This window comes from Streptomyces sp. AP-93 (assembly GCF_022808175.1).
GTDB lineage: Bacteria > Actinomycetota > Actinomycetes > Streptomycetales > Streptomycetaceae > Streptomyces.
The window spans coordinates 36,454-55,287 of record NZ_JALGBX010000039.1 but is presented as its reverse complement, the minus strand read 5'-3'; the positions used below and the strand labels follow the sequence as shown (position 1 = coordinate 55,287).

Annotated in this window: 18 protein-coding genes and 1 pseudogene; 12 read left to right on the top strand and 7 right to left on the bottom strand. The window is 72.7% G+C overall.

Annotated features, from left to right (window positions below):
* Positions 1-276: 276 nt before the first annotated feature.
* The 3 genes from MTF69_RS39640 (at position 277) to MTF69_RS39630 (ending at position 2,492) form a co-directional block, all read left to right on the top strand.
* On the top strand, positions 277-1,707 hold the full coding sequence (locus MTF69_RS39640) for a C39 family peptidase (protein ID WP_243341634.1): 1,431 nt from the start codon (positions 277-279) through the stop codon (positions 1,705-1,707).
* Between the two features lie 84 nt (positions 1,708-1,791).
* Positions 1,792-2,217, top strand: a complete 426-nt coding sequence (locus MTF69_RS39635) for an SPW repeat protein (RefSeq protein ID WP_243341630.1) — start codon at positions 1,792-1,794, stop codon at positions 2,215-2,217.
* Positions 2,218-2,333: 116 nt separating this feature from the next.
* The gene (locus MTF69_RS39630; RefSeq protein WP_243341628.1) at positions 2,334-2,492 is read left to right on the top strand and encodes an SCO1431 family membrane protein; all 159 of its coding nucleotides are present in this window, start codon (positions 2,334-2,336) and stop codon (positions 2,490-2,492) included.
* Here MTF69_RS39630 and MTF69_RS39625 read toward each other — a convergent pair.
* From MTF69_RS39625 to MTF69_RS39615, 3 genes are read right to left on the bottom strand one after another with little or no spacing between them, the layout of a single operon-like run.
* Complete coding sequence (locus MTF69_RS39625; RefSeq protein WP_243341625.1) at positions 2,467-3,441, bottom strand: hypothetical protein; 975 nt, start codon at positions 3,439-3,441, stop codon at positions 2,467-2,469. The two genes, MTF69_RS39630 and MTF69_RS39625, sit on opposite strands and share 26 nt — an antisense overlap.
* On the bottom strand, positions 3,438-4,400 hold the full coding sequence (locus MTF69_RS39620) for a DUF6114 domain-containing protein (RefSeq protein ID WP_308401512.1): 963 nt from the start codon (positions 4,398-4,400) through the stop codon (positions 3,438-3,440). Before MTF69_RS39620 ends, MTF69_RS39625 begins: the two co-directional genes overlap by 4 nt.
* Entirely contained in the window at positions 4,391-5,026 is a 636-nt protein-coding gene (locus tag MTF69_RS39615; protein ID WP_243341621.1) for a DUF6230 family protein, read from the bottom strand. The genes MTF69_RS39620 and MTF69_RS39615 overlap by 10 nt, the downstream gene beginning before the upstream one ends.
* A gap of 111 nt (positions 5,027-5,137) precedes the next feature.
* Between MTF69_RS39615 and MTF69_RS39610 the strand changes: the two are divergent.
* The 5 genes and pseudogenes from MTF69_RS39610 to MTF69_RS39590 all read left to right on the top strand — a co-directional run.
* Positions 5,138-5,671, top strand: a pseudogene (locus MTF69_RS39610) (TetR/AcrR family transcriptional regulator); the annotation flags it as partial.
* A gap of 495 nt (positions 5,672-6,166) precedes the next feature.
* A complete protein-coding gene (locus MTF69_RS39605) occupies positions 6,167-7,336 on the top strand; it encodes an acyl-CoA dehydrogenase family protein (RefSeq protein WP_243341620.1) in 1,170 nt (389 codons plus the stop codon).
* A gap of 91 nt (positions 7,337-7,427) precedes the next feature.
* A complete protein-coding gene (locus tag MTF69_RS43960; protein ID WP_374325439.1) occupies positions 7,428-7,775 on the top strand; it encodes a hypothetical protein in 348 nt (115 codons plus the stop codon).
* An 849-nt stretch (positions 7,776-8,624) separates the two neighbouring features.
* Entirely contained in the window at positions 8,625-9,758 is a 1,134-nt protein-coding gene (locus MTF69_RS39595) for a hypothetical protein (RefSeq protein ID WP_243341619.1), read from the top strand.
* Positions 9,759-9,843: 85 nt separating this feature from the next.
* On the top strand, positions 9,844-10,947 hold the full coding sequence (locus MTF69_RS39590; protein ID WP_243341618.1) for a phosphotransferase family protein: 1,104 nt from the start codon (positions 9,844-9,846) through the stop codon (positions 10,945-10,947).
* A 28-nt stretch (positions 10,948-10,975) separates the two neighbouring features.
* Here MTF69_RS39590 and MTF69_RS39585 read toward each other — a convergent pair whose 3' ends face one another.
* On the bottom strand, positions 10,976-11,431 hold the full coding sequence (locus MTF69_RS39585; RefSeq protein ID WP_243341617.1) for a hypothetical protein: 456 nt from the start codon (positions 11,429-11,431) through the stop codon (positions 10,976-10,978).
* A 218-nt stretch (positions 11,432-11,649) separates the two neighbouring features.
* On the opposite strand from MTF69_RS39585, the gene MTF69_RS39580 reads away from it, so the two are divergent.
* The 4 genes from MTF69_RS39580 (at position 11,650) to fxsA (ending at position 15,780) form a co-directional block, all read left to right on the top strand.
* Positions 11,650-12,090, top strand: a complete 441-nt coding sequence (locus tag MTF69_RS39580; protein ID WP_030240692.1) for an Lrp/AsnC family transcriptional regulator — start codon at positions 11,650-11,652, stop codon at positions 12,088-12,090.
* 216 nt (positions 12,091-12,306) lie between these two features.
* Positions 12,307-13,938 (top strand): amidohydrolase, encoded by a 1,632-nt coding sequence (locus MTF69_RS39575; protein WP_243341616.1) that lies wholly within the window; start codon positions 12,307-12,309, stop codon positions 13,936-13,938.
* A 308-nt stretch (positions 13,939-14,246) separates the two neighbouring features.
* Positions 14,247-15,080 (top strand): polyprenol monophosphomannose synthase, encoded by an 834-nt coding sequence (locus tag MTF69_RS39570; RefSeq protein ID WP_243341615.1) that lies wholly within the window; start codon positions 14,247-14,249, stop codon positions 15,078-15,080.
* Between the two features lie 106 nt (positions 15,081-15,186).
* Positions 15,187-15,780 (top strand): FxsA family membrane protein, encoded by a 594-nt coding sequence (gene fxsA / locus MTF69_RS39565; protein WP_243341614.1) that lies wholly within the window; start codon positions 15,187-15,189, stop codon positions 15,778-15,780.
* Positions 15,781-15,886: 106 nt separating this feature from the next.
* On the opposite strand, the gene MTF69_RS39560 is transcribed toward fxsA, so the two are convergent.
* From MTF69_RS39560 to MTF69_RS39550, 3 genes are all read right to left on the bottom strand, one after another.
* Positions 15,887-16,261: an RNA polymerase-binding protein RbpA gene (locus MTF69_RS39560; protein WP_007262928.1), complete on the bottom strand. Its 375-nt coding sequence runs from the start codon at positions 16,259-16,261 to the stop codon at positions 15,887-15,889.
* A gap of 329 nt (positions 16,262-16,590) precedes the next feature.
* Positions 16,591-17,991, bottom strand: coding sequence for an MFS transporter (locus tag MTF69_RS39555; protein ID WP_243341613.1), 1,401 nt, complete (start codon positions 17,989-17,991; stop codon positions 16,591-16,593).
* Between the two features lie 66 nt (positions 17,992-18,057).
* Positions 18,058-18,828 (bottom strand): glycerophosphodiester phosphodiesterase, encoded by a 771-nt coding sequence (locus MTF69_RS39550; RefSeq protein ID WP_243341611.1) that lies wholly within the window; start codon positions 18,826-18,828, stop codon positions 18,058-18,060.
* Positions 18,829-18,834: the final 6 nt, after the last annotated feature.

Below are 18,834 nucleotides of genomic sequence, written 5' to 3'. Positions count from 1 at the left end.
CAAACGCCGGAGGGGCTGGATCAGCCACATCCAGCCCCTCCGGCGTTTGAGGAGCGGGGTCTGGGGCGGAGCCCCAGAACGGGTCCGGGCGGAGCCCGGGGAATAGGGGAAGGGCGGGTCGGGGAGAGCCCCGCAGGGCCCGCCCCCGGGGAGCGGGGCAGAGGGGGCCGCGCCCCGTCACCCCGACACGGCCCCCCGGCTTCACGGCCCCGCAGGCGGGAACTGGAAGGGTGGGCGGGAGCCGATCCGCCGCACCGACCCCTGGGGGCCACGCCGATGACCGCAGCACCCACACCCCGCCGCGCCCTACTGGCGGTAGCCCTGGCGGCAGCCACCGCCGCCACCATCCCCGGCGGCCACGCCTCCGCGGCCGGGCCGAAGCCAGCCCCCGGGGGCCCGGGGCATGCCCCGACCATCCCGCCCCCGGCCGGAGCCGCCGCCGAAGCAGCCCCCGAAGCCGCCGGAGCCACCCGCAAGACGGTCGACAACCGCTTCTGGTACTCGTACGCCCACTGGACCGCCGGCCTCCACCAGGGCACCACCGCCATCGGCGGCGCCCGCCCCGGCCTGGAGATCAAGACCCCGACGGGCCGCACCGAGTACAAAGACCCGCACACCGCCAAGAAGAGCACCTGGGAATACGCCACCTGGACCTCCCCGGTCCACACCTCCACCGTGCCCGCCACCGAGGCCATCGCCTCCTGGAACGCCCGCACCCCGGCCGGCACCTGGATCCAGGCAGAACTGCGCGGCACCTACACCGACGGCGCCGCCACCCCCTGGTACGTGATGGGCCGCTGGGCCTCCGGAGACGGCGACATCCGCCGCACCTCCGTGGACGGGCAGACCGACGGCAAGTCCACCGTCTGGACGGACACCCTGGCCGTGGACGCCCCCGCGGGCGGGCTGCGGATCAAGGACTGGCGGCTGCGCCTGACCCTGTACCGCAAGCCCGGCGCGAGCCGCGGCCCGACCGTGTGGCTGGCCGGCGCCATGGCCTCGGACGTCCCGGACCGGTTCACCGTCCCCGCCTCCGCCGCCTCCGGCGGGGCCCACGAGCTGAAGGTGCCGAGGTACTCGCAGGAGACGCACGCCGGCCAGTACCCCGAGTACGACAACGGCGGCGAGGCCTGGTGCAGCCCCACCTCCTCGCAGATGATCATCGAGTTCTGGGGCCGCAGGGCCAGCGTCTCCGCCGTGGCCTGGGTCAAGAAGGACTACGCGGACCCGCAGGTCTGCCACGCGGCCCGCTCCACCTACGACGCCGCGTACAAGGGCTGCGGCAACTGGCCCTTCAACGCCGCCTACGCCGCCACCTACCGGCAGTTCGCCGGGGTGGTCACCCGCCTCGGCTCCCTCACCGACCTGGAGACCCTGGTCCGGGCCGGCATCCCGGTCATCACCTCCCAGTCCTTCACGGCCGAGGAGCTCACGGGGGCGGGCTACGGCACGGCCGGCCACCTGATGACCGTCATCGGCTTCACCGCCGCCGGCGACGTGATCGCCAACGACCCGAACTCGGCCGACAACGCCGCCGTGCGCCGCGTCTACCGGCGGCGGCAATTTGAAAACAACTGGCTCCGGACCAAGCGCCACAACGCGGCCGGCAAGGTCGTCTCCGGCACCGGAGGCGTCTGCTACCTCTACGGTCCGATCCGGCCGAACCCGGCTCAGGTCCTGGCGCTGCGGGCGGTCGGCGTGCTCTGAGATTTCGCGTTGCCCCGGATGGCATGTAAGTGGAACATAAAGGGCAAAAGGGCAATAGGAGCTTCTCATAGGAGGCAGCCCGCCATGACCACCCAACCGAGAATGGAACACCACCCCGACCTCGCTGAGATGCGCTCGCGGTTCGAGCGGGTCACCAGCACCCCGAGTGCGCAGGTCGTCGAGGCGCTGGCCCTGATGACGGGCCTCTACATCGCCGCTTCGCCGTGGATCGCCGGATTCAGCGGGCTCAGCTCGCTGGCGATCAACAACCTGATCGCGGGCCTGGCGTACTGCCTGTGCATGAGCGGACTCGGCTCCGCTTACGAACGCACCCACGCCATGGCCTGGACGGCGGTCGGTCTCGCCGCCTGGACGATCGTCGCGCCCTTCGTCATCTCCGGCGACGTCAGCACCACCCGCACGGTGTGGAGCAACGTCATCGCCGGCGGCATCGCCCTGTGCCTGGCACTGGCGATGGCGGGCATGGCGGGCCGCGACCGCACCACCTGATCCGGCACGCACCCCTCACGCCCCCGGTCCGCACCACGCGGCCGGGGGCGTGAGACATGCCACCCGTGACCATCGTCTCTACCGCGAGGGCCGCCCCCGCTGTCACATTGGAGGGCATGACCGCACACAGCGCCGCCCTGACCGCCCGCGCCCGCAACCTGGTCCGCACCGGCGGACCCGAGGACGATTCCTCCTCCTGGCTGGAGCACGTGCTCGGCTGGACCCTGGTCGTGGTCGTGGCCATGTTCGTCACCCAGGTGGGCTGGTTCTTCTAGCCTCCGCGGTCCCGCCTCCAGTCCTCGCCCCAGCCCCTTTCCCGGCCCCGGCCCCGGCCTTCGGCTCGGCCTCCGGCTCCACCCGCCAGTGCCGGTCCGGAACGCCCACCAGCCCGTACAGCGCCCGCACGGGCGAGCGCGCCGGCAGCAGCACCACCCCGGCCAGCAGGGCGAAGGCCCCGATCCCGGCCCACCACCCCAGCAGCCGGACGAGGACGCTCGCGCCCACCGCCCCCGCGAAGGGCAGCCCGTAGACCCCCGCCCCGGCGATCGCCACCGCGACCACCCGGGGCACCTTGAGGTCCGCCGCGGCGCCGGGCAGCCGCCAGCCCTCCACCAGCCAGCCGATCTCCGCCAGCAGCATCGTGCCGATGACGGCCGTCCCGAAGATCAGCACGGCGAGGAAGGTGCCCGAGGTCGCGAAGGCCAGGCACTGGTTGACCACCGATTCACCGGCGGAGCCCTCCGCGGACCAGCCGGCGAAGGCCCGTGGATCGGCGCTCAGCAGCCGCTCGTACCCCGTGCCGTCCCATCCGTGGATCAGGGTGAAGAACAGCAGGAAGTACCCGGCCACCGCCTGGAGGTACCCCCAGTACCCGGCCCCGACCAGGACGAACAGGCGCGCCGCCAGGAACCCGAGCAGCGCGCCGGCCACCACCGAGGCCCCGTAGAAGAGGGCGAAACCGGCCCACACCCCGTCGTGGTCGCGGGCCACGTGCATCGTCGACCAGGCCGGGTTCTGCCAGAGCAGGTAGATCCCGGTCGGGGCGGGCAGCAGGGCCGCGTAGAGCAGGGTGAGTGCCAGGTACGGATTGGCCGCGCGGCTCCTCGTACGGACGCCCTCGCCCCGGACCGACCGCTCCCACCACTGGAGCTGGCGCCCGGCGGCCACCGCGAAGGTGGCGCCGATGCCGTACGCCCACAGCGGCGCGGCCTGGACGGGGATCACGAGGCCACCAGCCGCAGGCTCCGGGTCCTGATCACGTCGGAGGTGACGAGCGCCTGCTCCGCGCTGACCCGGGTCATGAAGACGAACGGCGGGATGACCGGGGGAGCGGGCAGCCCGGCCGGGCTGAAGGTCACGCAGAGCAGCCCCTCGATGCACCCGCTGAACCTCGTCAGGTACAAGGTCACGTCGCCGCTCAGGTCGAGCCTCTCGGCGGCGAGCCCGTACTCCTCGCGGCCGTCGCGGCTGCGCAGCTCGTAATCGGTGAGCGTCGCGGCCCGCATCCGCAGCACCAGCACCTTCAGCGGCCCGTCCACGGTGGGTACGTGGGTGACCCCTGCGAAGGCGAACCCCTGCGGGGCGAAGAGCGAGGTGGTCACGGTCGGGGGAGTGCGCGCGGCCATCGGCGGAGCGCCCCGGGCGGCCCTCGCCTCCCCGGTGCCCGCCACCAGCGAGGCGAGCAGCACCACCGGCAGCGCGGCCGCCAGGGTGCGCGGCCCGCTGCCGTCCAGGCTCGGGATGTACGGTCCCTCCTCGCCCGCCCCGGGATCGGGCAGCGGGGTCCATCCGAAGGCCAGCGCGCTGCCCGCGATGCCGAGCAGCATGCCGAGGAGGAAGCCCCCGAGGTTGGTCGCCACGAAGGACAGCACCGAGAGCAGTAGCGCGTGCACGGAGACGTAGGCCCGGGCCTGGGGCAGCAGCCACAGGAACAGGCCGGCGGCGATCAGCGCGAGGCCGATCCCGATGGCGGCGATCCCGCCGAGGCCCAGGCTGACCAGCACGGTGAGCGGGGAGAGCGGGACCAGCAGCAGTTCGGTCCCGCCCAGGATCACCAGCAGCCCGCCCCAGAAGGGGCGGGTGCGGCGCCAGTCGCGCAGCCGCCGCCGGGGACCGGGCAGCGGGAGCCGCCGCTCCAGCCACCCGCTGCCCGGCCCGGCGGCCCGGCGCAGGCCTAGAAGCACTTCTTGCCGTCCAGGCTGACGTTCAGCTTCAGGCCCTTGAGGTGGAAGTTGCCGCCGGTCGCCGACCAGGCGTGCGACTTCACGTCCACGACCTCGATGTCCCCGGCCTGGAGGCCGAACTTGCCGGCCTCGCCCTTGATCCCGCCGACCTGGTCGAGGGTGGAGGCGTCACGGCCGATCTGGGCCGTCCCGAAGACGGCGTCGCCGGCCAGGTCCTCGCCGTCGATGACGAGATTGCTGGCGGTGACGTTGCCGGCCGGGCCGCCGGCGGTCAGTTTGAAGACCACCTTGCCCACCGGGGTGTCCACCTCGGCGGCCTGGCAGATGTCCGTGAGGGTGGCCTCGCCGATGCCGAGCAGGGCGACGGGATGCCCCTTGCCGTCGACGGAGCGGTCCGTGTGCACGTAGGAGGCCAGGCCCTTGCTGCTCAGTTTGGACGAGGAGACCTGGAAGCTGGTCCCCGAGACGGCGAAGGAGGCGGCGAGCGCGCCCTGCGCCATGACCATCGCCATCGCCCCGACCGCGACGACCGCGGGCATGGCGACGGCGGCCGTCTTCTTCCAGTCGACCCGGCCCTCGGGGGTCCTTCGCGTCCTTCTCGCCGTGCTCGTCCTGCCGTTGCCCATGATGTGGTCCTCCCGTACGTCGTCCGGTGCGCAGGGGGAGTGCAGAGGGGGGGTGCACAGGGGTCTGCCATACTGCGGGCTTCCTGTGGCAGTTCGAGGCTAGGGCTGAATTTGAATAATAGTCAACAGCGCGGAACGACCGGACGTTCGCAGGTTCGGAGGGCCGAACTGATAGCGATCGGGCGCAAGTTGTTCGCCGACACCTCGTACGACGCGCTCTCCATGGACGACATCGCCAAGCACGCAGGCGTGGCCAAGGGGCTGATCTACTACTACTTCAAGAGCAAGCGGGGCTACTACCTGGCCATCGTCGAGGACTCGGTGGCCGAGCTCGTGGCCCGCGCGGCAGGCGAGAGCGAGCTGCCCAACGCGCAGCGGGTGCGCACCACCATCGACGGCTACCTGTACTACGCCGAGCACCACCAGGCCGCGTACCGCACCATCGTCACCGGAGGCGTCGGCTCCGACTCCGAGGTCCTCGCCATCCGCGACGCCGTCCGCGAGGAACTCATCGCGACCATCGCGGAAGGCGCGTACGGCCACCGAGAGATCCCGCCGATCGCCCGGCTGGCACTGGTCGGCTGGCTGGCGGGCGTCGAGGGCAGCACGCTCGACTGGATCGGCCCGGCGGAGGCTCCGGCGCAGGTCCCGGCGCAGGCCTGCGGCGAGACGCCCGGCGAGGCCCCTGACGAGACTGCCGGCCGGCCCTCCGCCCAGCCCCTTGCCGAGACCCCTGCCCAGACCCCCGCCCAGCCCCCTGCCCAGACCCCTGCCGAGCCCCCTGCCCAGACCCTTGAGCACGGCCTTACCCAGGCGCAGGACGGCGGTGGACCCGGGGCTTCCGGGCACCGCGGCCACCCCGACCGGGCCGAGTTCGGCGCCCTGCTGGTGCGCACGCTGCGCGCGACCCTGACGGTGATCGAGGAGTTCGCCCCCGAGTGCCCGGCCCCGCCCGTACCCGAGGAGGATCCCGTGCCCGTGACGGGAAGCCCCTGATCGGGCATACTCAACCGCCGCAGCCCCTTGAACTGGACCTTCCCGCGATCCGGGAGGGCGCCATCGGTTGTGAGCCCCGAGACCCGGCGACGCGTACCACCCTCACGCGCCGCCCCGTGCTTGACGAGTGAGGAGAGCGCCGCCATGACCGACCGCGCGCCGCAGGTGGACCGATCGCTGCCGACCGAGGAGTCCCGCGACCTGCTCGCGCTCGTACGCGAGATCGCGCAGCGGGAGATCCGCCCCCGGGCCGCCGAGGAGGAGGACGCCGGCCGGTTCCCCCGTGAGGTCTTCGCACTGCTCTCCGAGGCCGGACTGCTCGGGCTCCCGTACGCCGGTGATTTCGGCGGCGGCGACCAGCCGTACGAGGTCTACCTCCAGGTGCTGGAGGAGCTGGCCGCGGCCCGCCTGACCGTCGGGCTCGGCGTCAGCGTGCACTCGCTGGCGTGCCACGGCCTGGCCGGCTACGGAACCAAGGAACAGCAGGCCGCGCACCTGCCCGCCATGCTCGGCGGCGGACTGCTCGGCGCGTACTGCCTCTCCGAGCCCGCCTCGGGCTCGGACGCCGCGTCCCTGACCACCAAGGCGGTCCGGGACGGCGAAGACTGGCTGATCAGCGGCACGAAGGCCTGGATCACCCACGGCGGCGTCGCCGACTTCTACACGGTGCTGGCCCGCACCGGCGCGGACGGCCCGAAGGGCATCACGGCCTTCCTGGTCCCGGGCGACGCGGAAGGCCTCACGGCCGCGGTCCCCGAGAAGAAGATGGGCATGAAGGGCTCGCCCACCGCCCAGCTGCACTTCGACGGCGTACGGGTCCCCGACGCGCGCCGCATCGGCGAGGAGGGCCAGGGCTTCACCATCGCCCTGGCCGCCCTGGACGCGGGCCGCCTCGGCATCGCCGCCTGCGCGATCGGCGTGGCGCAGGCCGCCCTGGACGAGGCCCTGGCCTACGCCCTGGACCGCAAGCAGTTCGGACACCCCATCGCGGACTTCCAGGGCCTGCGGTTCATGCTGGCCGACATGGCGACGAAGATCGAGGCGGGCCGCGCGCTGTACCTGGCGGCGGCCCGGCTGCGGGACGCGGGCAAGCCCTTCTCCCGCCAGGCGGCGATGGCCAAGCTCTTCTGCACCGACGCGGCGATGGCCGTCACGACGGACGCGGTCCAGGTGCTGGGCGGCTACGGCTACACGGCGGACTTCCCGGTCGAGCGGCTGATGCGCGAAGCGAAGGTCCTCCAGATCGTGGAGGGCACGAACCAGATCCAGCGCATGGTGATCGCCCGCCACCTGGCGGGCCCGGAATCCCGCTGACCGTACGGGAGGCCCTGTCCGACGCCGAGCTGAACCGACTGTTCTCCGCGTCCTGGCCGGGGCACCGGGACACGCCGTCGGCTACGCCAACGTGGCCTGGGACGGGGGCGCGCACGCCTTCGTCCTCGACAGCACGGTGCACCCGGACGAGCGCCGCCACGGGCTCGGGGTGCGCCTGGTCCGGACGGGCGGCCGAGGCGGCGCGGGGCGCGGGCGCGCAGTGGTTGCACGTGGACTACGAGCCGCACCTCGGCGCGTTCTACGCCCGGTGCGGTTTCCGTCCGACGGCGGCGGGCCTGCTCGCTCTGTGAGCGGTCAGCCGCCGAAGAGGGGGCCGGTCGGCCAAATGGGGGAGGAGGCGATCCGGGACCACTCCGGATCGCGCTGCCCCGGCACGGTCCGGCCGTCCTCCTCCCACCGGGTGAGCAGCGCACGGTAAATGGGCGGGTCGGGGGCCTGCCGAACCGATTCTTCGTACCCTTCGGCGGGCGCCCGCCGTCGACGCCCCACCCTCGGCGTGGAAGTCTCCATCGTGGTCATACCGGGCCAACGCGCCACCGGACCCACGGGTAACCCCGCCCATCCGTTCGACCTTTCCCCACACCCCCGACGCAGGCTCCCCCCGGTCGGCACGCACCAACGGCCCGACCCCGGCCAACTCCGGCCACATTCCAGCCCCGCCGACGTGAGAGGCCCGCGGGCCGGCCCCCGGCAACGGCGCCGCACCGGGCACCGCGTCCGGGCGAAGCCCGGGGACCGGCCGGGAGGGACGCCGCACCCGGCAAGGGTCCGGGGCGAAGCCCGGGGCGCGACTGGGAACGGCGCCGCACCGGGCATCGGGTCGGGCGGAGCCCGGGGAACAGCCGGGAACGGCGCCCTCCGGCCGCATTCCAGCCTCGCCGGCGTTTGAGGCGCGGGGGTCCGGGGGCTGGCCCCCGGGAACGGCACCGGGTCCGGGCGAAGCCCGGGGAACGGTGGAAGGGCGGGTAGGGGACAGCCCCGCAGGGCCCCGCCCCCAGCAGGAGCGGGATCAGCGCCAACCGGGAAGCGTCCCGCACACTCGGCCGGAGCCCCCGGAGCCCCCGGAGCCCCCGGAGCCCCCGGAGCCCCCGGAGCCAGGAGGCCCCACCCCACCGCCGGCCCGGCCCCAACCGGGCCCCCGCACGACGTGTCTCCCTGCCAGTTCGTGCCACAACCCTGGCCCCCACCCACCAATCTGACGTACCGTCATCTCCGCCCAGGTGTCACCCCCCGCACTCGCACCCGCACCCGCACCCGGAGGTCCGCCATGCCCGCCGACCGGCCCGTTCCGCTCGATGAATACCCCATCCACCAGGCTCCGTTGTCGATGAAGCACCTCGTCACCGGCGACCGCAACGCCTACGACCGCTGCATCTTCCACGTCTTCGACCACGCGGGCCGAGCCGTCCTGATCCTCGGCCTCGGGGTCTACCCCAACGCCGGTGTCATCGACGCCTACGCCACCCTCCGCGTCGGCGACGAACTCCTCGCGGTCCGCGCCTCCGACGCCCTCACCGACGACCGCATGAACCTCTCGGTCGGCCCGCTCCGCATCACCGTCGACGAACCCCTCCGGCGGCTCACCCTCTCCTGCGCCGCCGACCCCGAGGACCCCGACGGGCTCTCGTACGACATCACCTGGACCGCCGAGTTCCCCGCCGTCTGGGAGCCGCACCACACCCAGCGCCGGGGCGACCGCCTCATCCTCGAAGGCCGCCGCTTCGTCCAGGCGGGCGGCGTCACCGGCACCATCCGCGCCAAGGGCGAGGAGTTCACCCTCGACGCCGGCTGGACCGGCACCCGCGACCGGAGCTGGGGCGTGCGCCCGATCCCCGGCGAGGAGGGCGGCCGCGCCGCCGAGGAGCACCGGCCCGAGGGCTTCCACTGGCTCTGGATCCCCGTCCGGTTCGAGGACCGCTTCCTGATGGTCATCACCCAGGAGGACGCCGACGGCCACCGGGCCCTCAGCGAGGCCGTCCAGGTCTTCCCCGAGGGCAGCGGCCGCCACGACGTACAGCTCGGCTGGCCGCACACCGACATCCGCTACCGCCCGGGCGGCCGCCACCCCGAGAGCGCCGTCGTCCACCTCACCGACCCGGCCGGCCGCAAACCCCTGGAGCTCGGCGTGGAGATCCTGAACTCCTCCCCGCTCGCCGTCGGGGCCGGCTACCCGCCCGCCTCCGACTGGCAGCACGGCACCTGGCAGGGCCGCGCCTGGACCGACCGCCGCACCTACGACCTCTCCGACCCCGCGGCCCACCCCATGGCCGCCTTCGGGGTCACCGACCACTCGGCCCGCTTCACCCTCGAAGGCCGCACCGGCTACGGCATCTTCGAGCACGGCAGCTTCGGCCGCCACGACCCCAGCGGCTTCGCCGACTACAGCTCGGTGGCCCCGTAGCCCCGGCCCGCCAAACGGAACGACCGGCACCAGCACCTCGACCTCAACCTCAACCTCAACAGCCAAGCCAGAGAAGGGGTTTCCCATGGCAGGACCGGCACCGCGCCCCCGTACCTCCACCCGCGAACCCGAGGAGCTGGGCCGGCGCCTCGCCGCCTGGCTCGACACCGAGCTCCCCGGTGCGAAGGTCACCAACATCTCCGTCCCCGGTTCCAACGGGATGTCCAGCGAGACCCTGCTCTTCGACATAGAGCACCCCGACGCCCCGATCCGGGCCTGCGCCCTGCGCCTCGCCGCCGACCCGGCCGCCTACACCGTCTTCCCCACCTATGACATGCCCTGCCAGCACCGGGTCATGAGCCTGGTCGCCACCCACACCGACCTGCCGGTCCCGCGCGTGCAGTGGCTGGAAGAGGACCCCGGCCCGCTCGGGGCCCCGTTCTTCGTGATGGCCCGCGCCGAAGGGCGCGTACCGCCCGACGTGATGCCCTACACCTACGAGGGGAACTGGCTGCACGCCGCGACCGACGCGCAGCGCGCCGCGCTCCAGGAAGCGAGCATCGCGCTCCTCGCCCGGCTGCACGACCAGTTCCCGCCCGAGGAGGCGCGGTTCCTCCTCCCGGAGGGCGACGGGAGCCCGCTGCGCGGTCACGTCGAGTCCCAACGTGCCTACTACGACTGGGTGGTGGCGGGCAAGTCCCGATCACCGCTGCTGGAGCGGGCGTTCGCCCGCCTCGAAGAGCTCTGGCCGGACGGCGAGGGCGGCCCGGCCGTCCTCAACTGGGGCGACGCGCGCATCGGCAACGTCATCTACGAGGCCGACGGCTTTGAACCCGTGGCCGTACTCGACTGGGAGATGGCGGCCTGCGCCCCGCGCGAGGTCGACCTCGGCTGGACCGTCTACCTGCACCGGTTCTTCCAGGACCTGACCGTCGGTTTCGGCCAGCCGGGCCTGCCGGGCTTCCTGCGCCGCGAGGACATCGAACGCCGGTACGCCGAACTCACCGGGCACGCGCCGCGGGACATGGAGTTCCACACGCTCTACGCCGCCCTGCGGCACGGGATCGTGATGTTGCGCATCGCCTACCGGCAGGCGCACTTCGGCGAGGTGGAGATCCCGGCGGATCCGGACAGCCTGATCCTGCACCATGCCAGTCTCACCGCCATGGTGCAGGGAACGTACTGGTAAACGCCCCGGTAGCCGCCCGGCCCGCGGCTCAGGCGGCCTGCGCGTGCTGGCGCATCTGCGGCATCGCCGCGGGCGCCGGCATCCGCACGGGACGCGAGCCGGGGCCTCCGACGTGCGAGAAGGGCTGCGTACGCCAGTCCAGCCCCTGCGGAAGCGCCAGGTGGACGACGGGCTCCAGCTCGAGCTCCTGGGCGAGTTCGTCGTCACCGAAGCCGAGGGTGGGCAGCGCGTCGGAGGCCGGCCGCCCGGTGCCCGCGCACACAGTGAGCCCGAAGGGGTTCCACGGGGTCAGGCACAGGGCGTGCTCCGGCAGGAACTCCTCGTCCGCGACGAGGGCGATCGACTGGCCGCAGTCGGGGCAGGTGGCGTGGTGGATCTCGAAGCCCTCGGCGTATTCGAGGTAGTCGTCGTCGTCGGCGTAACCGCTCTCGACGATTTCCAGGGGCTCCGGTTCGGTACGACCGGCGCGCTTGGTGTTCAGCATGGATGTACTCCCCCTTGGGTGGGCCGGGCGGGCAGGTTCTTCGGCCACGGCCACCCCAAGCACTTCCCGTCGCGCGGCACGAGTAACCACATCCGGCCGCCGTACGCCCGCATACGCCTGTGGCCTTGGTCACATGCCTGCCGCAGGTGCCACCTCAATCCGTGGACACGGCTGGGCCAGAACGGTTCGGGGCCGTAAGTTGTGCGGCTATGAGCGCAATGGAGGAGCTGGACCGCCAGATCGTGGATCTGCTCGTGCGGGACGGGCGGATGAGCTACACGGACCTGGGCAAGGCCACCGGACTGTCCACGTCGGCGGTCCATCAGCGAGTACGCCGGCTGGAGCAGCGCGGGGTCATCCGCGGTTACGCGGCGGTCGTCGACCCCGAGGCCGTCGGCCTTCCCCTGACGGCCTTCATCTCGGTCAAGCCCTTCGATCCGAGCGCCCCCGACGACATCGCGGAGCGGCTGGCCGGGGTTCCCGAGATCGAGGCCTGCCACAGCGTCGCGGGCGACGAGAACTACATCCTCAAGGTCCGCGTGGCCACCCCGCTGGAGCTGGAAGACCTCCTGGGCCGCCTGCGCGCCCTGGCCCACGTCTCCACCCGCACGACGGTGGTCCTCTCCACCCCGTACGAGGCCCGCCCGCCCCGCGTATAGACGCGTATGGATCCGGCATCGCCGGCCGAATCCAGCCCCGCCGGCGTTTGAGGCGCGGGGCCCGGGGCGGAGCCCCGGCAACGGCGCCGCACGATGCGACGGGTCCGGGGCGCAGCCCCGGGGAGCGGGGAGGGGCGGGTAGGGGAAACGCCCCGCAGGCCCCGCTGCAGAGGGGCCGTGGTCCGCGACGCGGAGCGCACCCGCCAGACTGTCGGCATGACAGACCGCACCGCCGCCCCCGCCAACGCCGCCGGAGGCCCCCGCCCCCGTACAGTCCTCCTGCGCGGCGGCGAGGTCCACAGCCCCGCCGATCCCTTCGCCACCGCGATGGTCGTGGAGCGCGGCCACATCGCCTGGGTCGGCTCCGAGGGCGCCGCGGACGCCTTCGCACCGGGCGTGGACGAGGTCGTCGACCTCGACGGGGCGCTCGTCACCCCCGCCTTCACCGACGCCCACGTCCACACCACCTCCACCGGACTCGCCCTGACCGGCCTGGACCTGTCCACGGCCGGCTCCCTCGCCGAAGCCCTCCAGCGCGTGCGCGCGTACGCGGCCGCCCGCCCCGCCGACCGGGTGCTGCTCGGCCACGGCTGGGACGCCGCCCGCTGGCCCGAACGCCGTGCGCCCCGCAGGCAGGAGCTCGACGAGGCCACCGGCGGCCGCCCGCTCTACCTCAGCCGCATCGACGCGCACTCCGCGGTGGTGACCACGGCGCTGCTGCGGCTCGTGCCCGAGGTGCGCGCGGCCGCCGACGAGCCGCTGACCCAGGGCGCCCACCACGCGGTACGCCGCGCCGCGCTCGGCGCCCTCACCCCGGCCCAGCGCGCCGAGGCCCAGCGGGCCGCCCTCGACCGGGCCGCTTCCCTCGGGATCGGCTCGGTCCACGAGTGCGGCGGCCCGGAGATCTCCTCCCCGGAGGACTTCACGGCCCTCCTGGAGCTCGCGCAGACCCACCCCGGCCCCCGGGTCTTCGGCTACTGGGCCGACCGGGACCTCGCCCGGGTCAAGGAACTCGGCGCCGTCGGTGCGGCCGGCGACCTCTTCGTCGACGGAGCCCTCGGCTCGCACACCGCCTGCCTGCACGCCCCGTACGCCGACGCGGACCACACGGGCATCGACTACCTCGACGCGCGGGCCGTCGCCGAACACGTCGCCGACTGCACCGAAGCGGGCCTCCAGGCGGGCTTCCACGCCATCGGAGACGCCGCGATCACCGCCGTGGTCACCGGCGTCCGGGCCGCGGCCGACAAGGTCGGCCTGGACCGCGTCCGCGCCGCCCGGCACCGCGTCGAGCACGCCGAGATGATGACCCCGGCCACCATCGCGGCCTTCGCCGAGCTCGGGCTCACGGCGTCCGTGCAGCCCGCCTTCGACGCGCTGTGGGGCGGCGAGGAGGGCATGTACGCCGACCGGCTCGGCGGCGAGCGCGCCCGCACCCTCAACCCGTACGCGGCCATGCTCAAGGCGGGCGTACCGCTCGCCTTCGGCTCCGACGCCCCGGTCACCCCGCTCGACCCCTGGGGCACCGTCCGGGCGGCCGCCTTCCACCACACCCCCGCCCACCGCATCTCCGCACGGGCCGCCTTCGCAGCCCACACCCGCGGCGGCTGGCGGGCCCTGGGACGCGACGACGCGGGCATCCTCGTCCCCGGTGCCCCGGCCGACTACGCGGTCTGGGACACGGCCGAACTGGTGGTGCAGGCCCCCGACGACCGGGTCGCCCGCTGGTCCACGGACCCCCGCTCGGGCACCCCCGGACTGCCGGACCTGACCCCCGGCGGCGAGCTGCCGGTCTGCCTGGCCACCGTGGTCGGCGGCCGGGAGGTATTCGTACGGCCACAGGGGTGATCCGGGTGGCCGTGGTTCGGTGAGGGCGGCCGGACCCGGATAGGTTCGGCCGGGTCCACCACCGGACGTCCGAACCGGACGGAGCCGATCGCACAGCCGCGCCCGCGCCTCGGGGGCGAGGGAAGGTTTCACCGCAAGGGTGTCCCCCCTGCTTCGCAGGGAGTTGGGGGCGGGTGGCCTCAGGTCGGGGCCCGCGGTCCAGTAGACAACGGTCAGGCGGCCCGCAGCCAGCGGGAGCCGGTCCGGCCCGAAGGACCGCGGGCCCCGATCGCTGTTCTAAAATCATCCTCTGCGACACGGCGTACAGGATGTACGAGAACGCAAAAGGGGAATCAGTGAGCGACGGCGGACAGCGAAGCTACGGACCGCTCGGCACGGCCTTGGTGATCATTCCGACCTACAACGAGGCGGAGAACATCGGGCTGATCGTCGGCCGCGTCCGCGCGGCTGTACCCGGGGCCCACGTCCTGGTCGCCGACGACAACAGCCCGGACGGCACCGGAAAGCTCGCCGACGAGCTGGCGGCCGCGGACGACCAGGTCCACGTCCTGCACCGCAAGGGCAAGGAGGGCCTCGGGGCCGCCTACCTGGCCGGCTTCGGCTGGGGCCTGGAGAACGGCTACGGCGTCATCATCGAGATGGACGCCGACGGCTCCCACCAGCCCGAGGAACTGCCCAGGCTGCTGACCGCCCTGGAGGGCGCCGACCTGGTGCTGGGCTCCCGCTGGGTGCCGGGCGGCCGGGTCGTCAACTGGCCCAAGAGCCGCGAGTTCCTCTCCCGGGGCGGGTCCACGTACTCCCGGCTGATGCTGGGCGTCCCGATCCGCGACGTGACCGGCGGCTACCGCGCCTTCCGCCGCGAGACCCTCGAAGGGCTGGGCCTGGCCGACGTGGCCTCCGCCGGCTACTGCTTCCAGGTCGACCTGGCCCGCCGGGCCGTGCAGAAGGGCTTCCGCGTGGTCGAGGTGCCCATCACCTTCGTCGAGCGCGAGTTCGGCGACAGCAAGATGAGCAAGGACATCGTGGTGGAGGCCCTCTGGCGGGTCACCCAGTGGGGCATCAAGGAGCACGCCGGCAAGCTCTCGGGCAAGGTGTCGGACAAGCTGACGGGCACGCTGACGGGCAAGGCCCGGGGCAAGTAGGCCGCCCGCGTGGGCAGCCCGCGCCCGGGGCGGTCCGCCACCCCTAGGGGATGTCCGGTACCTCCGGCTGAGGACGTCTTTACGCCCGCCCAGGCACACTGGGGGTATGACGACCGGAGTTCCGACCTCTACGGCCCCCCGGCGGCGTTCGCCCGCCCGTACGTACCTTCCCCTGGCCATCGCGGCCTGGTTGATCCTGGAGATCTGGCTGCTCGGCCAGGTCGCGGGACTGATCGGCGGCGGGGGTGTCGCCCTGCTGCTCGCGGGCGGCCTGGTGCTGGGTGCGGTGGTCATCAAGCGGGCCGGGCGACGCGCCTTCAAGAACCTGACGGACACCTTCCAGCAGGCCCAGGAGGGCCGTCAGCCGACTCCGCAGCAGCCCGGCAAGCCCGGCACCGGAAACGGCCTGACCATGCTGGCCGGCCTGCTCCTGATGATGCCCGGCCTGATCTCCGACGCGGCCGGTCTGCTGCTCCTGCTCCCGCCCGTCCGCGCCTTGATCGGCCGCCGGGCCGCCCGCTCCCTGGAGCGCAAGATGGCCTCCGCTCCGGCCGGCTCCTTCGGCGACGCCTTCCAGCAGGCCCGGATCCACTACCCGGACGGCAAGGTCGTCCCGGGCGAGGTCATCCACGGCGAGGTCATCCGCGAGGACGCCCCGCAGCGGCCCGACAACGGCTACCGGCCGCCGCTGACCCCCTGACCGGCCGGCACAGTAAGACAGCACGAAGCAGAGGGGCCCCCCACACAGCGTGGGGTGGGCCCCTCTGCTTCGTGCTGTCTTACTGTGCCGCTGTGGCGTCCGGCTGTCAGGCGGACTTGCGGCTGTCCCGCGGATGCACGGCAATGTTCATGGCGCCGGAACGAAGGACCGCGAGCCTCTCGGCCAGCACTTCCTCCAGCTCCTCGCGGGTGCGCCGCTCCATGAGCATGTCCCAGTGCGTTCGCGCAGGCTTGCCCTTCTTCTCTTCGGGCCCATCCCCGTCAACCAGGAGTGCCATGGCGCCACACGCCTTGCACTCCCACTCCGGCGGAATTTCTGCCTCAACCGAGAACGGCATCTCAAATCGATGTCCGTTCTGGCATGCGTACTCCACCGCCTGGCGCGGGGCCAGATCGATGCCGCGGTCCGTCTCGTAGCTGGTAACCACGAGCCGCGTACCGCGGAGAGCTCGCTCACTCATGAATCGTGCCTCCCGGGCTTGTCGCCCACAGGACAGGTGTCGCTGTCGTCGTCATCCGGTCAACGTCCGGTCGGCGGTATAGATTCCCGCTCCGGGTCATGCGTCGCCCGTCGTACCGCCCCTTGTTGTACCCACCAGTGCCCGTTTTGTCACATCTGGCAGCAGATGTCACCCAACGTCTTCACTTCATCAGCGCGCAGTAACGGTCCGCCTGGCAGGCCAAAGGCGTACACTACCGGCCCTTAGCTTGAACGTCGAAATTCGTTCCGAATTCGCGCGGCTGAAGTCTCCCGGATCCGGCGGAACCGCCGGATCCGGCGGATCCCCGGTCAGATCCGTTCGGGTACAGGATTCCCCGCCGCCTCAACCGCGCGCCGCACCGGCACTCGGGCGAGCAGCACGAAACCCAGTGCGAAGAAGACCACCAACGAGATGATCGCGTCCCGGTAGCTGCCCGTGACCTGGTACGTGAGCCCGAAAACCAGCGGCCCCACCCAGCTCAGCCCCCGGTCGCTCATCTCGTACGCCGAGAAGTACTCGGCCTCCTTGCCCGCCGGGACCAGGTGCGAGAACAGCGAGCGCGACAGCGCCTGGCTGCCGCCGAGCACCAGCCCGATCATCGCGGCGAGTGCGAAGAACCACACCGGGGTCCGGGCCGGCAGGAAGTATCCGGCGGCCAGCGTCACGCCCCAGGCCGCCAGCGATCCGAGAATCGTCCGCTTGGCGCCGTACCGGAGGGCCAGCCGGCCCATCCCCAGCGCACCCGCCACCGCCAGGACCTGTACGAGCAGGATCGCCCCGATGAGGGTGGACTGCTCCAGTTTCAGCTCCTCCGACCCGTAGATCGAGGCCTGGGAGATCACCGTCTGCACGCCGTCGTTGTAGATCAGGTACGCCAGCAGGAACGACAGGGTCAGGGGGTAGCGCCGCATGTCCTTCAGGGTGGCGATGAGCTGCTTCCAGCCGCTGACGGCCGGGGCGGCGCCCGGCTCCCGGACCACGGCGCGGTCCCGCAGCCGGCGCAGCGGGATCAGCGCGAAGGCCCCCCACCACAGGCCCGCGGAGGCCAGGCAGATGCGGATCGCCATGCCCTCGGTGAGACCGAAGGAGTCGTGGCCCATGTACAGCGCCAGGTTCATCACGAGCATCAGCGAGCCCGAGGTGTATCCGAAGGCCCAGCCGCGCGAGGAGACCGTGTCCCGCTCGTCCGGCGTGGAGATCTGCGGCAGATAGGCGTTGTACAGCACCATCGAGACCGACAGCGAGGCGTTCGCGACGATCAGGAGCAGCCCGCCCAGCAGGTAGCGCTCGCCGGCCAGGAAGAACATGCCGGCCGTCGCCGCGGCCCCCGTGTACGCGGCCACGGCCAGCAGCGGCTTCTTGCGGCCGGTCCGGTCGGCGACCGCCCCCGCCAGCGGCATGAGCAGCACGGCCAGGATCACCGAGGCGGACACCGTGTAGGCGAAGAAGGAACCGGCCCGCACCGGGATGCCCAGCGGATGCACGAAGCCCTCGGCGTCCGCCGCGGCCTTGGCGATCGACGTGAGGTACGGCCCGAGGAACACGGTGAGCACGCTCGCCGAGTACACGGACACCGCGAAGTCGTAGAAGTACCAGCCGCGCTGCTCGCGCTTGCGCGCAGCCGCAGCTGTAGCCGCAGCCGCCTCCGTGGCGGCGGGTCTGCCGTCCTCGGAGCCCGGTTCCGCTTCGTCCGTCGTCCGCGCGCTCATGGCGGCCCCCTCGCTGGTCCCCGTAACGCCCCGCTGCCTCGTGCCGGTGCGGGGCCGCGGGCAGTGTCAGGCCCAGGCTCCGCGCCGGTCCAGCACCGTGCGCAAGATGTCGATCCGGTCGGTCATGATGCCATCGACTCCCAGGTCCAGGAGAGCCTCCATGCGTTCCGGTTCGTTCACGGTCCACACGTGCACCTGGAGCCCCCGCTCGTGGGCTGTCCGCACGAACCTGCGGTCCACCACACGGATGCCCGCCTGGGTCTCCGGCACCTGCGCCGCCACCGCGCCCGCGCGCAGCGCGGCGGGGATCGCGTAGGACCGCAGCCGCAGCCCGACCACCCCCGCCACCCCGTACGAGGTCGCCAGGCGGGGGCCGGCGATCTTCTGGGCCCGGGCGACCCGGCGCTCGGAGAAGGAGCCCACGCACACCCGGTCCCAGACCCCGGTCCGCGCGATCAGGCCGACCAGCGGGTGCACGGCGGACTCGTCCTTGATGTCCACGTTCCACCGTGCGTCGGGGAACTCCTCCAGCAGGTCCTCGAAGAGCGCGAGGGGCTCGCTCCCGCCGGCCCGGACCTCGCGGATCCGGCTCCACGGCAGCTCCCGGATGCGGCCCTGTCCGTCGGTGACCCGGTCCAGGGTGGCGTCGTGGAAGGCGACCAGCTTCCCGTCGGCGCTGGCGTGCACATCGGTCTCGAAGTACCGGTAACCCGCGGCGGCGGCCCGCCGGAAGGCGGCGGCGGTGTTCTCCAGCCCGTCCAGGGACCCGCCGCGGTGCGCGAAGGGGATCGGACCCGGGTGGTCGAGATAGGGGTGGGGGAGGCGTACGTGTGTCACCGCGGC